The 14,411-nt window shown below is 70.4% G+C and carries 18 protein-coding genes; 14 read left to right on the top strand and 4 right to left on the bottom strand.

The features are described from left to right. The first annotated feature begins 1 nt into the window (after position 1). Together folB and DJ017_RS07070 are read left to right on the top strand one after the other, a co-directional pair. A complete protein-coding gene (gene folB, locus DJ017_RS07075; protein WP_377284535.1) occupies positions 2 to 367 on the top strand; it encodes a dihydroneopterin aldolase in 366 nt (121 codons plus the stop codon). A gap of 89 nt (positions 368 to 456) precedes the next feature. Continuing rightward, positions 457 to 858: a DUF4870 family protein gene (locus DJ017_RS07070; protein ID WP_111528054.1), complete on the top strand. Its 402-nt coding sequence runs from the start codon at positions 457 to 459 to the stop codon at positions 856 to 858. 38 nt (positions 859 to 896) lie between these two features. Here DJ017_RS07070 and DJ017_RS07065 read toward each other — a convergent pair whose 3' ends face one another. Then, positions 897 to 1,784 (bottom strand): branched-chain amino acid aminotransferase, encoded by an 888-nt coding sequence (locus tag DJ017_RS07065; protein ID WP_111528053.1) that lies wholly within the window; start codon positions 1,782 to 1,784, stop codon positions 897 to 899. Between the two features lie 92 nt (positions 1,785 to 1,876). On the opposite strand from DJ017_RS07065, the gene DJ017_RS07060 reads away from it, so the two are divergent. The 4 genes from DJ017_RS07060 to DJ017_RS07045 are packed head-to-tail and all read left to right on the top strand — an operon-like array spanning position 1,877 to position 4,903. Beyond that, positions 1,877 to 2,380: a MarR family winged helix-turn-helix transcriptional regulator gene (locus DJ017_RS07060; protein ID WP_111528052.1), complete on the top strand. Its 504-nt coding sequence runs from the start codon at positions 1,877 to 1,879 to the stop codon at positions 2,378 to 2,380. Then, on the top strand, positions 2,377 to 3,075 hold the full coding sequence (locus DJ017_RS07055) for a response regulator (protein ID WP_111528051.1): 699 nt from the start codon (positions 2,377 to 2,379) through the stop codon (positions 3,073 to 3,075). The genes DJ017_RS07060 and DJ017_RS07055 overlap by 4 nt, the downstream gene beginning before the upstream one ends. After that, positions 3,075 to 4,433, top strand: a complete 1,359-nt coding sequence (locus DJ017_RS07050; protein ID WP_111528050.1) for an ATP-binding protein — start codon at positions 3,075 to 3,077, stop codon at positions 4,431 to 4,433. The genes DJ017_RS07055 and DJ017_RS07050 overlap by 1 nt, the downstream gene beginning before the upstream one ends. Positions 4,434 to 4,477: 44 nt before the next feature. Next, positions 4,478 to 4,903, top strand: a complete 426-nt coding sequence (locus DJ017_RS07045; RefSeq protein WP_111528049.1) for a DUF2147 domain-containing protein — start codon at positions 4,478 to 4,480, stop codon at positions 4,901 to 4,903. Positions 4,904 to 4,910: 7 nt separating this feature from the next. Here DJ017_RS07045 and proC read toward each other — a convergent pair whose 3' ends face one another. The 3 genes from proC to DJ017_RS07030 all read right to left on the bottom strand — a co-directional run bounded on the left by proC (position 4,911) and on the right by DJ017_RS07030 (position 6,802). Then, complete coding sequence (proC, locus tag DJ017_RS07040) at positions 4,911 to 5,705, bottom strand: pyrroline-5-carboxylate reductase (protein WP_111530002.1); 795 nt, start codon at positions 5,703 to 5,705, stop codon at positions 4,911 to 4,913. A gap of 187 nt (positions 5,706 to 5,892) precedes the next feature. Beyond that, positions 5,893 to 6,393, bottom strand: a complete 501-nt coding sequence (locus DJ017_RS07035; RefSeq protein WP_111528048.1) for a type III secretion system chaperone family protein — start codon at positions 6,391 to 6,393, stop codon at positions 5,893 to 5,895. 145 nt (positions 6,394 to 6,538) lie between these two features. After that, entirely contained in the window at positions 6,539 to 6,802 is a 264-nt protein-coding gene (locus DJ017_RS07030; protein WP_111528047.1) for an accessory factor UbiK family protein, read from the bottom strand. Between the two features lie 141 nt (positions 6,803 to 6,943). Here DJ017_RS07030 and lgt point away from each other — a divergent pair, with 141 nt between their 5' ends. The 8 genes from lgt (at position 6,944) to ychF (ending at position 14,386) form a co-directional block, all read left to right on the top strand. Then, a complete protein-coding gene (gene lgt, locus DJ017_RS07025) occupies positions 6,944 to 7,822 on the top strand; it encodes a prolipoprotein diacylglyceryl transferase (protein WP_111528046.1) in 879 nt (292 codons plus the stop codon). Beyond that, the gene (locus DJ017_RS07020; RefSeq protein ID WP_111528045.1) at positions 7,809 to 8,864 is read left to right on the top strand and encodes a class I SAM-dependent methyltransferase; all 1,056 of its coding nucleotides are present in this window, start codon (positions 7,809 to 7,811) and stop codon (positions 8,862 to 8,864) included. The genes lgt and DJ017_RS07020 overlap by 14 nt, the downstream gene beginning before the upstream one ends. A 17-nt stretch (positions 8,865 to 8,881) precedes the next feature. Continuing rightward, the gene (pgeF, locus tag DJ017_RS07015; RefSeq protein ID WP_111528044.1) at positions 8,882 to 9,652 is read left to right on the top strand and encodes a peptidoglycan editing factor PgeF; all 771 of its coding nucleotides are present in this window, start codon (positions 8,882 to 8,884) and stop codon (positions 9,650 to 9,652) included. Between the two features lie 86 nt (positions 9,653 to 9,738). Next, on the top strand, positions 9,739 to 10,674 hold the full coding sequence (locus tag DJ017_RS07010) for a ribose-phosphate pyrophosphokinase (protein ID WP_111528043.1): 936 nt from the start codon (positions 9,739 to 9,741) through the stop codon (positions 10,672 to 10,674). A gap of 147 nt (positions 10,675 to 10,821) precedes the next feature. Further along, positions 10,822 to 11,871 (top strand): hypothetical protein, encoded by a 1,050-nt coding sequence (locus DJ017_RS07005; protein WP_319417942.1) that lies wholly within the window; start codon positions 10,822 to 10,824, stop codon positions 11,869 to 11,871. A gap of 110 nt (positions 11,872 to 11,981) precedes the next feature. After that, positions 11,982 to 12,608, top strand: coding sequence for a 50S ribosomal protein L25/general stress protein Ctc (locus DJ017_RS07000; protein WP_111528041.1), 627 nt, complete (start codon positions 11,982 to 11,984; stop codon positions 12,606 to 12,608). A 34-nt stretch (positions 12,609 to 12,642) separates the two neighbouring features. Further along, positions 12,643 to 13,263 (top strand): aminoacyl-tRNA hydrolase, encoded by a 621-nt coding sequence (gene pth / locus DJ017_RS06995; protein WP_111528040.1) that lies wholly within the window; start codon positions 12,643 to 12,645, stop codon positions 13,261 to 13,263. A 25-nt stretch (positions 13,264 to 13,288) separates the two neighbouring features. After that, positions 13,289 to 14,386 (top strand): redox-regulated ATPase YchF, encoded by a 1,098-nt coding sequence (gene ychF / locus DJ017_RS06990; protein WP_111528039.1) that lies wholly within the window; start codon positions 13,289 to 13,291, stop codon positions 14,384 to 14,386. The last annotated feature ends 25 nt before the right edge of the window (positions 14,387 to 14,411 follow it).

Below are 14,411 nucleotides of genomic sequence, written 5' to 3'. Positions count from 1 at the left end.
CGTGAGCGAACCCACCGTCGTCATGAGCAAGGTCTTCGTGACCGGCCTCAACGTCCAGGCCGAAATCGGCATCTACAAGCACGAGATCGGCAAGGTGCAGCCGCTCGTCGTGGACGTCGAGCTGGAGGTGCCCACCGCCGGCGCCGAGAAGCTGGCCGACACCCTGAACTACGAGACCATCCTGGAGGCCGCCCAGCGGGTGGCCGGCGAGGGCCACATCGCCCTGGTCGAGACCTTCGCCGAGCGGCTGGCCCGCGCCTGCCTGGCCGACGGGCGCGTCACCCGCGCCCGGGTGCGTGTGGAAAAGCCCCTGGCGCTCGCGCCGCACGCGGTCGGCGCCGGCGTCGAGATCACCCTCGCGCGCTGAGTACGCACGCCCGCGACGTCAGGTGAGGAAACTGTAACTGGCGTAACAGGGGCGTTGCGGCATGATCGGGCGTGGGAGGGCCATGCCCCATGACCGACAACGTCAACACCACCGCCACGCCCGTCGAGGACCGCACCCTGCCGGGCGTCTGCTACGCGCTCTACTTCATCGGCCTGACCCACGGCCTGACGACGATCATCGGCCTGATCATCGCCTACGCCAGCCGCGACCAGGCCGGGCCCAAGATGTACAGCCACTACACCTACCTGATCCGCACCTTCTGGATCAGCCTCGCGGGCTTCGCCGTCGGCGGCGCCCTGCTGCTGGTCGGCGTGCCGCTCAGCCTGATCCTGGTGGGCGTGCCGATGGTGATGGCCGGCGGCCTGATCGTCGGCCTGGCCTGGGTCTACATGGTGGTGCGGCTGATCCTGGGCGTCATCTACCTCGCCCGCGACGAGGAATATCCCCGCCCCTACGCCATCGTGGCGTGAGCAACCTCCCCCATCGCGAGATGGGGGAGGCCTTGTCTCTAGGCCATCACCAGCTGGCGACGGACCATCTTGGAATAGTCGTCCATCAGGCTGAGCGAGATGTTGCCCGGCTTGAAAGTGTACTCGCCGATCTCGGCCACCGGGGTGATCTCGGCCGCCGTGCCGGTCACGAAGCATTCGGTGAAGCCCGCGAGCTCCTCCGGCTTGATGTGCCGCTCGACCACCTCGAAGCCCTTCTCGCGGGCCAGCTTGATCACCGACTGCCGGGTGATCCCGTTGAGGAAGCAGTCGGCGAGCGGGGTGTGGATCACCCCGTCCTGGATGAAGAACACGTTCGAGCCGGTGCTCTCGGCGATGTAGCCGCGGTAGTCGAGCATCATCGCGTCGGTGTAGCCCTCCTTCTCCGCGGCGTGCTTCGAGAGGGTGCAGATCATGTAGAGGCCGGCCGCCTTGGCGTGGACGGGCTCGGTCTCGGGGCTCGGACGCTTGTACTTGGCCCAGGTCAGGCGGATGCCCTTGGCCCGCGCTTCAGGCGAGAAGTAGCTCGGCCAGTCCCACACCGCGATGGCGACGTGGGTCTTGGTGTTCTGGGCCGAAACGCCGATCATCTCGGAGCCGCGCCAGGCGATCGGGCGCAGGTAGGCGTCCTCCAGCCCGTTCTTGGCGCAGGTGTCCTTGCACGCCTGATCGATCTCGGCCACGGTGAACGGAATTTCCATGTCGAGGATCTCGGCGGACTTGAACAGTCGCTCGGTATGCGCCGTCAGCTCGAAGATCTCGCCCCCGTACATCCGCTCGCCCTCGAACACGGCCGACGCATAATGCAGGCCGTGCGTGAGTACGTGCACCTTCGCCTCGCGCCAGGGCACGAACTGGCCGTCCAGCCAGATCCAACCGTCGCGATCGTCGAAGGGAACTATAGACATGAGGGAAAGACCTCCTTTCGTACGGCCCCCCTTCAACTCCGCGAAGGGGGCCGCGTCAAACGAAATGGGGTGAATTCCTTGGGGCTCAAGCCGTGAACGCGCCCGCCGATCCGCGGCTCATCCTGCGCGAGGACGAGCTGGACGCCGGCCTCGAGCTGCTGCTCCTGGCCGAGGCCGCCGTGTGGAGCGCCGTCGACCGCAGCCTCGAGGCCCAGGGGCTGGGGCTCGGCCGCTCGCACTGGCGCGCCGCCTTCCTGCTGCGCCGCCGGCCGGGCGTCGGGGTGCAGGACCTCGCCCACCTCACCAGCCTCTCCAAGCAGGCCGCCAGCCGCATCCTCGTCGACCTCGCCGCCAAGGGCCTGATCGAGAAGAGCGCCGGCGATCTCGACGGCCGCCGCCGCTCGGCCCGCCTGACCGCCCGCGGCGAGGCCTTCGAGGCCGCGGTCACCGCCAGCCTGCGCGACGAGCTGATCCACGCCTACCGCGCGGCCGGGCTCGAGGGCGTCGCCGGCTCGCGGCGCATCCTCGCCGCACTGGCCGGCGGCCGCGCCCGCAACCCGACGGCCGGCGCGCCCTCAGCAGGAGGCGCGCGATGAGCGAATCCCGCGGCCGCCACCTGCTGGTCGTCGACGACGACGACCGCATCCGCGAGCTCCTCAAGGAGTACCTGACCCGCGCCGGCTTCCGGGTGACGGCGGCGTCCGGCGGCGCGCCGGCCCGCCGGCTGATCGAGAGCCTGTCCTTCGACCTCGCCGTGCTCGACGTGATGATGCCCGGCGAGGACGGCTTCTCCCTGACCCGATGGCTGCGCGACCAGCGCGCGCCGGCCGGCAAGACGCCGGTGCTCATGCTGACCGCCCGCGGCGAACCCGGCGACCGCATCGAGGGCCTCAGGCTCGGCGCCGACGACTACCTGGCCAAGCCCTTCGAGCCAGAGGAGCTGCTGCTGCGCATCGAGGCCATCCTGCGCCGCGCCCAGGACCGGCCGAACCATGTGGGCGAGCCGCTGTCGCTGGGCCGCTGCCAGTTCGATCCGGAGCGCGGGGAGCTGACCTGCGACGGCGAGCTGGTGCGCCTGACCGAGGCCGAGGTGGCGCTGCTCCGCCAGCTCGCCCGCACGCCGCACGAGCCGGTGGACCGCCTCGAACTCGCCCGCGGCTCCGTGGACCCGTCGGGCCGGGCGGTGGACGTCCAGGTCACCCGCCTGCGCCGCAAGATCGAGCGCGACCACAAGGCGCCCCGCTACCTGCAGACCGTGCGCGGCGTCGGCTACATGCTGGCCCCGGACTGATGCGCCTGCGTTCCCGCATGCTGGGCCGCTGGATCAAGCGGCGGATGCCGACCACCCTCTTCGGCCGCTCGCTGCTGATCATCGTCCTGCCGATCGCGCTGATGCAGGTGGCGGTCACCTACGTCTTCTTCGACGCCCACTGGAAGACCGTCACCAGCCGCCTGTCCGAGGGCCTGGCCGGCGACATCGCCTGGGCCGTCGAGAGCTACAAGGACGACCCGAGCCCGGAATCCTTCGCCAAGCTGTCGCAGCGGGCCGAGGACTCCATGAGCCTCTCCATCGCCTTCCAGAAGGGCCGCAAGCTGCCGGCCACGCGCCGCGACCCGCCGGTGCTGTTCGAGCCCTTCTTCGCCCCCATCGACCGCAGCCTCGAGCGAGCGCTGCAGGAGCGGCTGGACGATCCGTTCTGGTTCGACACCACCCGCTACCCGGCCTACGTCGACATCCGCGTGGCGGTGCCCGGCGGGGTGCTGCGGGTGCTCGCCCCGCGCGACCGCGCCTTCGCCACCCAGGGCCACATCTTCGTCCTCTGGATGACCGTGGCCACGGTGCTCCTCACCGCCATCGCCATCCTGTTCATCCGCAACCAGGTCCGGGCCATCGAGCGCCTGGCTGACGCCGCCGAGGCCTTCGGCCGGGGCGGCGAGATGGTCGCCTTCAAGCCACACGGGGCCAAGGAGGTGCGCCGCGCGGCCACCGCCTTCCTGGCCATGCGCTCGCGCATCCAGCGCCACATCGAGCAGCGCACCAATCTCCTGGCCTCGGTGAGCCACGACCTGCGCACCCCCCTCACCCGGCTGAAGCTCTCGCTCGCCCTCATCGAGCCGACCAAGCGCACCGCCGACATGAAGCGTGACGTCTCCGAGATGGAGCACATGATCGACGAGTACCTGGCCTTCGCCCGCGGCGAGGGCGGCGAGGCGGTCGAAGCCGTGCGCCTGCGCGACCTGATCGAGGAGGTCTGCGAGGGCGCCGTGCGCGCCGGCGCCAAGGTCAGTGTCGAGGCCGATCCGAACCTGATGGGCGAGGTGCGCCCCAACGCCCTGAAGCGCGCCCTCTCCAACCTCGTCATGAACGCCGCGGTGCACGGGGAGCAGGTCGCGGTCGCGGCCCGGCCGCGGCCGCAGGGCGGGGTTGAGATCCTGGTGGACGACGACGGGCCCGGCATTCCCGAAGGCCGCTACGAGGAGGCCTTCAAGGCGTTCGGCCGCCTCGACGAGGCGCGCAACCAGAACACCAAGGGCGTAGGCCTCGGCCTCGCCATCGCCCGCGACGTGGCGCGCGGCCACGGCGGCGACATCACCCTCGACCGCTCTCCGCTGGGCGGCCTGCGGGCGGTGCTTCGGCTGCCCGGCTAACGCCGCCCCCGCCGCGCCGCATTCCGCTGCAAGATGGACCGGCCATGATCCTTCCCGCTCTCGCCAGCGCCCTCGCCCTCCTCGCGCCCGCCGCCATGACGGGCGCCGATCCCGCCACCGGCGAATGGCTGACCGAGGACGGCGCGGCCAAGGTCGCCATCGCGCCCTGCAGCTACGCCCCGGCGAGGATGTGCGGCGCGGTCACCTGGCTGCAGGACCCGGTGCACAAGCCGACCCGCGACGTCATGAATCCCGACAAGGCCCTGCGCGGACGGCCGCTGGTCGGCCTCCTCGTGGTGCGCGACATGCAGAGCGCCGGCCCCGGCCGCTGGACCGGCGGCAAGATCTACGACGCGGAGTCCGGCAAGACCTATGCGGGCAAGCTCAAGGCCCTGAGCCGCAATCGGCTGCAGGTCGAGGGGTGCGTGCTGATGGTCTGCGACAGCGAGACCTGGACGCGGGCCAACTGACCCGCCGCTAGCCGCCGAGTTCGGTCGACCGGCGCACGGCGGCGGCCACGGCCTCGCGCAGCAGGGGCTCCAGCCCGGTCTCGGCCATCAGCACCTTCAGCGCCGCCTCGGTGGTGCCGCCGGGCGAGGTCACCTGGCGGCGCAGCTCGGCCGGCTCGGCCTGGCCCTCGGCCAGCAGGGCGGCGGCGCCGGTGAGGGTCGAGCGCGCCAGGCGCGCGGCGTCCCTGGCCGGCAGGCCCGCGGCCACGGCGGCCGCCTCCAGGGCCTCGGCGAAGGCGTAGAGATAGGCCGGCCCCGAGCCGGAGACCGCCGTGGCCGCGTGCATCTGGCGCTCGTCGGTCAGGTCGACGACCGCGCCGAGCGGCTCGAACAGGGCGTGCGCCCGGGCGAGCGCGGCCGGATCGTCGGAGTAGAGGCTGGCGGTGCCCTGGTTGATCGCCGCCGCCGTGGTCGGCATCACCCGCGCCACGCAGCGCCCGCCGAACTCCTTGGCGATGTCCCTGGCGCGCACGCCGGCGGCGATCGAGACGATCACGGCGTCGGCCGCCAGCCAGGGGACGTATTGCGCGGCGGTGTCGGCCCAGACCTGCGGCTTCACCGCCAGGATCACCGTCTTCGCCCGGGCCAGCTCGGCCTCGGGCGGATTGAGCTGGGCGCCGTCGAGCGCCAGGGCGAGGGCCGCCTCGCTAGGCTGCGGGTCGCAGATCATGACGTCGGCGGCGGTGAAGGCGCCGGCGCGCCGCCAGCCCTCCAGGATCGCGCCGCCCATGCGCCCGGCGCCCAGCATCAGAATGGGAGTGATCATCGAGGCCAAACTAGCGGGCCAAATCCCAGTGTCATCCCGGTTTCGACCGAAGGGAGAAGACCGGGCCCCATAAGCGTCGAGGCTCAGGATCTGGCGGGGCCGTCCCGAGAGCCGACCCGCGCCATCAGGTGTTCATGGATCCCGGACAAGCCGCTGGCGCGGCCTTCCGGGATGACAGCTCAGGTCAGGCTTCGCCGACGGTCTCGAACATGCAGGCGGCGATGGCTTCCTTGGGCGACTTGGCGCCGCGCACCAGGAAGTCGAAGGCCGGGTAGAAGCGGTCGGCGCACTCGACGGCGACGTCGATCATCGCCGCGGCCTGGGCCAGGCTCGGCTGTTCGCCGGCCATCAGCGGCATGCCGTGGCGGAAGATGATCTCGCCGTCTTCCCAGACCTCGAAGTGGCCGAGCCAGACGCGCGGATTGACGGCGGCCAGCAGCTCGTAGGCCGCGACCCGCTGCTCCTTCGGCACGGTCAGGTCGATGGACAGGCACAGCTGGAGGCACTCGCCTTCCGGCCGCCAGGCGAACCACAGCTCGTAGTCCTTCCAGTCGCCGGCCAGGGAGAAGGCGAGATCGCCGTCTTCGGTGCGATCGAAAGGCAGGTTCTCGGCGGTGAGGACGTGTTCCACCACATCGAGGGGATCGTTGCCGATCAGGACGTTGTCGTCAGACTGAATGTCCATAGACCCGAGGTCCTTTCGCAGGTGGCGAAGGGAGCGGGCGTCGCCCCCGAATCGCCTGCGATATTGAAAGTAAGCTGTTTCGCGGCTTGGCCGTCACCCGGTTCTTCCCAGGCTTGGCCCACATTCGCGTGTTTTCGGTGGATGATCAGGGGACGTCTTTCGGCGCGGCTGTGGACGCTTGTGCGGCGTCACCGCCGCCACGAAGCGCGGCCACTTCGGCGCGAAGCGCGGCCAGCTCGGCTTTCAGGGCCTCGAAGTCCTCGCGTCGCACCAGGTCGAGTTCGGCGGCGATCCGATCGGCCTGGGAACGGAAGGCGGCCTTCGCCTCGTCGCCGGCCGCCTGGGCGAGGCCCATGGCGGCGGTGGTCAGCTTGGCCATTTCGTCGAGGAAGGGATTCTGGGTCTGCATCTCTAAGCTCTGCGGCGGGCTTCTGCCTGCCTTTGCTCCCTTATATGGCCCCGAGGGCCGTGAAAGCGAGGGGGTGAAAGCGTCGGGGTTCTCGTCTAAAGCCTCGTTAGCCTCGTTGCTGAACGCCGGAGCCGCCAACCCGTGCCATTCCCGAATTTCGATCCGGTGCTGGTTCACATCGGACCGATCGCCATCCGCTGGTACGCCCTGGGCTATGTGGCGGCGATCCTCCTGGGCTGGCGCTACGCCGTCTCGATGATCCGCAATCGCCGGCTGTGGCTGAACCGCCCGCCGCCCCTGACCGCCGAGAAGATGGACGATTTCATCCTCTGGGCGACGCTCGGCGTGATCGTCGGCGGCCGCCTCGGGCACGTCTTCTTCTATACGCCCGAGCTGATCTGGACCGATCCGGTCGAGATCCTGAAGACCTGGCACGGCGGCATGAGCTTCCACGGCGGCGCGCTCGGCGTGCTGATCTCCGGCCTGATCTTCTGCCGGGTCAACAGGATCGACCCGCTGCGGCTCGGCGACCTCGTGGTCGCGGTGGAGCCGATCGGCGGCTTCTTCGTGCGCATCGCCAACTTCATCAACGGCGAGCTCTGGGGCCGCCCGACGCACCTGCCCTGGGGCATCGTCTTCCCGGGCGCCGGCCCGGAGCCGCGCCATCCGAGCCAGCTCTACGAGGCCGCGCTCGAGGGCCTGGCCCTCTTCCTCATCCTGCGGTGGGGCACCCACGGCAGGAAGCTGCTGAACCGCCGCGGCGTGGTGCTCGGCATGTTCGCCATGGGCTACGGCCTCATCCGCATCAGCCTCGAGAACGTCCGCGAGCCGGACAGCTACATGCCCAACTTCCCGTTCGGCCTGACCATGGGGATGATGCTGTCCGCGCCCATGGTGCTGGTCGGCGCCTGGCTGATCTGGCGCGGCCTCAAGGAGCCCCTGCCGCCGGCGCTGGCCGACGAGGAAGCCCATCTGGCCCAGGACGCCCAGGACACCAAGACGGCCGATGAGCCTGCGTGACCGGCTGGCGGCCCAGATCGCCCACACCGGACCGATCACCGTCGCCCAGTTCATGACCGCCGCCCTGCACGATCCCCAGGACGGCTATTACGCGACCCGCCCGGCGCTCGGCGAAGACGGCGACTTCATCACCGCGCCCCTGATCAGCCAGATGTTCGGCGAGCTGGTCGGCGTCTGGGCGGCCTCGGCCTGGGTGCTGATGGGCGAACCGGCAGAGGTCCGCCTGGTGGAGATGGGCCCCGGCGACGGGACCCTGATGAGCGACATCCTGCGCGCCGCGCGCATGGCCCCGGGCTTTCTGGAGGCCGCCGACGTCTGGCTCGTCGAGACCTCCGCCCCGCTCCGCGCCCTGCAGGAGAAGCGCCTCGGCGACCAGGCCCGCTGGGCCGCCTCGCTCGACGACGTGCCGCGCGGCTCGCCGGTGATCGTCGTCGCCAACGAGCTCCTCGACTGCCTGCCCGTCCGCCAGTTCGTGCGCACCGCCACCGGCTGGGCCGAGCAGCTCGTCGGCCTCGACCGCGCGGGCGGTCTCTGCTTCACGCTCAACGCCACGCCGGCCGCGGGCCTGCTGCCCGACGCGCCCGAGGGCGCGGTCTATGAGCAGTCGCTGGCCCAGGAGACCCTGGGCGCCAAGCTCGGCTCGCGCGTGGCGCGCGACGGCGGCGCGGCCCTCTTGATCGACTACGGCCGCGACCGGCCCGAATTCGGCGACACCCTGCAGGCGATCCGCCGCCATCGCCGCGTCGACCCCCTGGAGGATCCGGGCGCCGCCGACCTCACCGTCCACGCCGACTTCCCGGCGGTCGTCGCAGCCGCCCGCCAGCAGGGCGCCGAGACCGCCATCCTCACCCAGGCCGAGTTCCTGGCCCGCCTCGGCATCGGCCTGCGCGCCGAGGCCCTGGTCCGCGCCCGGCCCGACAAGGCGCCGATGATCGGCCGCCAGCTCAACCGCCTGGTGGCCGCCGACCAGATGGGCGAGCTGTTCAAGGCCTGCTGCATCCATTCTCCCGGCTGGACCCCGCCCGCCTTCGAAGACGCCTGAAAGAGGGACGCCTGATCATGAGCGAGCCGCCCGTCCTGACCTCGCCCCTGCTGGCCGAGCTGCCGCGCGTCCGCCACGCCTTCTTCACCCGCCAGGGCGGGGTGTCGGAGGGGATCTATTCGAGCCTCAACGTCGGCGTCGGCTCCAAGGACGATCCCGAGGCCGTCGCCGAGAACCGCCGCCGCTGCGCCGCCCATTTCGGCCAGGAGGCCATCGTCACCGCCTACCAGGTCCATTCGGCCACCGCCCTGGTGGCCGACGGGCCGTGGCCGGCCGGCCCGCCGCAAGCCGACGCCGTGGTCAGCGCCACGCCGGGCGTGGTCTGCGCCGCGCTCGCCGCCGACTGCGCGCCGATCCTCATCGCCGACCCGGAGGCGCGCGTGGTCGCCGCCACCCACGCCGGCTGGCGCGGCGCCCTCTCGGGGGTGATCGAGGCGACCGTGAAGCGCATGCAGGGCCTTGGCGCGAGCCCGAAGTGGATGACCGCCGTGGTCGGCCCCTGCATCGGCCCGGCTTCCTACGAGGTGGGCCTGGAGTTCCGCGCCGAGTTCGTGAAGGCCGATCCCGCGTTCGGCCGCTACTTCTCCACCGGCGTCAGCGACGACAAGCGCCAGTTCGACCTGCCGGCCTTCGTGCTCGACCGCCTGCGCGCCGCCGGCGTCACCCGCTGCGAGTGGATCGGCCGCGACACCTGCGCGGAGGCGGACTGGTTCTTCTCCAACCGCCGCGCCTTCAAAGAGGGCGAACCCGACTACGGCCGCCTGCTCTCCGCCATCGTGCTGGACTAGGCGTGGCTGGACTAGGCGTGGCTGGACTCTGGCCCTCCCCCTGCCTACAAGCGCGCAACACCGAAAATCAGGACGGGGCGCCTCCGATGAAGCTGCTGGCCGGCAACTCCAACCACACGTTGGCGCAGGCCGTATCCGACCACCTGGACGTGCCCCTGACCAAGGCCCAGGTGAAGCGCTTCGCCGACAACGAGGTCTGGGTCACCATCGACGAGAACGTCCGCGGCGAAGACGTTTTCGTCATCCAGTCGACCAGCTACCCGGCCAACGACAACCTGATGGAGCTGCTGATCTGCATCGACGCGCTGAAGCGCGCGTCGGCCAAGCGGATCACGGCGGTGATGCCCTACTTCGGCTACGCCCGGCAGGACCGCAAGACCGGCGGCCGCACGCCGATCTCGGCCAAGCTGGTCGCCAACCTGATCACCCGCGCCGGCGCCGACCGCGTGCTGACGATGGATCTGCACTCCGGCCAGATCCAGGGCTTCTTCGACATCCCGACCGACAACCTGCTGGCCGCCCCGCTGATGGCCCAGGACATCAAGGAGAACTACGAGAAGTCCTCCGAGCTGATGATCGTCTCGCCGGACGTCGGCGGCGTGGTCCGCGCCCTGGCCCTGGCCAGCCGCCTGAACGCCGACCTCGCCATCGTCGACAAGCGCCGCTCGGGCCCCGGCAAGAGCGAGGTGGCCAACATCATCGGCGACGTCGCCGGCCGCCGCCTCATCATGTTCGACGACATCGCCGATTCCGCCGGCACCCTCTGCTCGGCGGCCCAGTCGCTGATGGACGCCGGCGCCAAGGAGGTCTCGGCCTACGTCACCCACGGGGTGCTCTCGGGCGCCGCCGTCGAGCGGGTGAAGAACTCCGTCCTCAAGGAGCTGGTGATCACCGATTCGATCGGCCAGCCCGACCACATCGAGGGCGTGAAGAAGATCCGCCAGGTCACCTGCGCGGGGCTGATCGGCGAGGCGATCCGTCGCATCGCCAACGAAGAGTCGGTCTCCAAACTCTTCGACTAAGGGGAGAATTCCGGTCTCCAGCCCGCGGGGATTTGTCGCCGCGGCGCCCGGCCACGCTTGCTCAGCAAGAGTTTACCGGGCAAGGCCACACTCTCTCGGGGGGCAAGTGCTAGTTCTTTGACCACTCGCTCGAGGGGAAGCCTGTTGATGAGTTCCGCCCGCCTCCGCCTGGTGCTGGCCGCCGTCGCGACGACCGCGATCCTGGCCGGCTGCGCCCAGCCCGCGCCGCCGCCGCCGCCGCCTGCGCCGCCGCCGGTCCCGAGCGTCAGCCTGTCCAACAAGCTGCTCGACCAGGCCAGCGCCTACCGCGCCTACGTCGACCGCGCCGCCCAGATCTCGCCGGCCTTCACCGACGGCGCCAACGTCGCCCAGAGCCTGAAGACCGGCGAATCGTACGAGCCGGGGCAGTTCCTGCGCGGGGCCATCGCCTACGGGGCCGTGGTCGCCCTGCAGGATCCGGCGTTCCGCGCCGGCGTGCGCACCTACGCCGCCGACGCCGACCAGCGCCGTACCGTCGCCTATTCGATCATGAAGGACCCGGCCTATGTGCTGGGCATCACCGGCGCCCAGAGCGCCGCGGGCCTGGTCACCAGCGCGCTGGGCGACGACGGCAAGAAGCTGCTCGACCAGGGTCGCGCCGTGAAGCAGGCCGCCTACGACGTCCAGCACTACGCCTGGTCGAAGAGCGACGTGGCCGCCCGCGAGAGCCGGCTCGCCATGGCCAAGCAGCTCTCGGCGACGCCGATCTCGGGCTCCACCGACATCACCGCCAAGCTGGAGCTCGCCGTCGCCGGCAGCCAGCCGATGACCCTCGCCGCCGATCCGGCCAGCCCGCCCTACACGCCGCTGGTGGTCCGCAGCCTGGCGGTGGCGGCGCTCGGAGCCCTCGGCTACGCCGACGACGCCAGCCTCGAGCAGGTGATGCCGCTCACCGCCGAGCCGGCCTCGGCCCAGTGCCTGAATATGTCCAAGCTCAACCTTTATCAGTGCCTGGCGGTGGCCAAGCCGCACTACGAGGACGTCTTCTGCCTCGGCCAGCACGTGCTGATGGACACCGGCCAGTGCCTGATGAAGGGCGTCGGCGTGGCCGAACCTGCGCCGCCGCCGCCGCCGGTCCAGCTCACCCCGGTTTCCACGAAAGGGTCGGCCAAGGGCGCCAAGTCCCGGGCGCGGACCCTCAAGGGGAAGCGCCCTTAAGCTTTCGTCTCCCGCCCCGTTGCGCGGGGCGGGCCTTTTGTGTATCTACGCGCACCCAATTTCCGTCGCCGCGCGCCGGTCGCGCGGCGGCTTCGTTTTGAGGCAAGGCCATGGCCGAGATCATTCTGAACGTTGAACTGCGCCAGGGCGCCGGCACGGGCGCGGCCCGCGCGGCCCGTCGCGAAGGCCTGGTCCCGGGCGTGCTCTACGGCGGCGACAAGGATCCCGTCGGCGTCACCGTCAAGGCGAACGAGTTCCGCAAGGCGCTCTACACGGGCAAGCTGCTCGGCCACCTCGTGACCCTGAAGTACGGCTCCGAGACCCAGCCGGTCATCGCCAAGGACGTGCAGATGCACCCGGTGACCGACGAGCCGATCCACTTCGACCTCTATCGCGTGGACGAGCACCAGGAGATCAAGATCGCGGTGCCGGTGCACTTCCGCAACCACGACGACGCTCCGGGCCTGAAGCGCGGCGGCACGCTCAACATCGCCCTGCACGACCTGACCATCTCGGTCCCGGCCGACCAGATCCCGGAAGAGCTGGTGATCGACCTGACCGGCCGCGAGATCGGCGACAGCATCAAGGTGTCGGACATCAAGCTGCCGGCCAACGCCACCGCGACCGTAGACGGCGACACCGTCGTGGCCTCGGTCACCGGCGTCCAGGCCGAAGTGGCCGAGGAAGCTGCGGAAGGCGCTGAAGCCGCCGAAGCCAGCGAAGGCGGCGAGGGCTGATCCCCTCGCCTTCCCTTAAGGGGGAGGCCTCGCCGTGCTGCTGATCGCCGGCCTCGGCAATCCAGGGCCGACCTACGCCAAGAACCGTCACAACATCGGCTTCATGGCCGTGGACGAGATCGCGCGCCGCTGGGGCTTCGGCCCTGAGCGGAAGCGCTTCCAGGGGCTCGCCAGCGAAGGCGCGATCGAGACGCCGCAGGGCCCGGTCAAGGCGCTGATCCTCAAGCCCCAGACCTATTACAACGAGAGCGGCCGCGCGGTCGGCGAGGCGCTCAAGTTCTTCAAGCTCAAGCCCTCCGATCTCGTCCTGTTCTACGACGAGATCGACCTCGCCCCCGGGCGCTTCCGGATGAAGACCGGCGGCGGCGCGGCCGGCAACAACGGCGTCCGCTCGGTGACCTCGCAGGTCGGCGCGGAGTTCCGCCGCGCCCGGCTCGGCACCGGCCATCCCGGCGACAAGGAGCTGGTCCACGGCCACGTGCTGTCGGACTTCCACAAGGCCGAGCTCAAGTGGGTCGAGCCCCTGCTCCAGGCCTGCGCCGACGCCGCCCCCATGCTGGCGCTCGGCGAGGACGACAAATACCAGGCCGAGGTCATGCGCCTCGCCCCCGCCGAGAAAGCCGACCCGCGCGCCATCGCCCGCGGCAAGGATTGAATTCTAGAGGATCTGTAGAGACCCCATGGCCCTGAAAGTCGCCATCGTCGGGCTGCCCAACGTAGGCAAGTCGACCCTGTTCAACGCCCTGACCCAGACCGCGGCGGCCCAGGCGGCCAACTATCCGTTCTGCACCATCGAGCCGAACACCGGCGACGTGGCCGTGCCCGAGCCGCGGCTCGAGGCCCTGGCGGCGATCATCCCCTCGAAGGAGATCATCCCGGCGCGGATCAACTTCGTCGACGTGGCCGGCCTGGTGCGCGGCGCCTCCAAGGGCGAGGGCCTGGGCAACCAGTTCCTGGCCAACATCCGCGACTGCGACGCCGTGGCCTTCGTGGCCCGCTGCTTCATCGACGACGACATCACCCACGTGGAGGGCCGCGTCGACCCGATCGCCGACCTCGAGACCATCGAGACCGAGCTGATGCTGGCCGACCTCGAGAGCCTGGAGAAGCGCGTCGCCAACCTCGAGAAGCGCGCCAAGGCCGGCGACAAGGAGAGCGCCACCACCTTGCGCCTGGTGAACCTCGCCCTGGCCGAGCTGAACGCCGGCCGTCCGGCCCGCAAGGCCACCGTAGCCGCCGAGGACGACAAGGCCTGGCGGATGCTGCAGCTTCTGACCTCCAAGCCTGCGCTCTACGTCTCCAACGTCGACGAGGCCTCCGCCGCGACCGGCAACGAGCTCTCCAACCAGGTGGCCGAACGGGCCAAGCGCGACGGCGCCGACCATGTCGTGATCTCGGCCCAGATCGAGAGCGAGATCGCCCTCCTCGAGCCCGCCGAGCGCACCGAATTCCTGGAGACCCTCGGCCTCGCCGAGCCGGGCCTCAACAAGCTGATCCGCGAGGCCTACCACCTGCTCGGCCTGCAGACCTACTTCACGGTCGGCCCGAAGGAGGCCCGCGCCTGGACAATCCACAAGGGCGACACCGCCCCGCAGGCGGCCGGCGTCATCCACACCGACTTCGAGAAGGGCTTCATCCGTGCCGAGACCATCGCCTATGAGGACTACGTCCGCCTGAAGGGCGAGGCCGGCGCGCGGGACGCGGGCAAGCTGCGCCAGGAAGGCAAGGACTATGTCGTCCGCGACGGCGATGTGATGAACTTCCGCTTCAACGTCTAGAGACGAACGGGACAGAGCCTCCAGG

Source organism: Phenylobacterium soli, assembly GCF_003254475.1.
In the GTDB taxonomy this organism is placed as follows: Bacteria; Pseudomonadota; Alphaproteobacteria; order Caulobacterales; family Caulobacteraceae; genus Phenylobacterium; species Phenylobacterium soli.
This window is presented reverse-complemented; position numbering and strand designations above follow the sequence as displayed.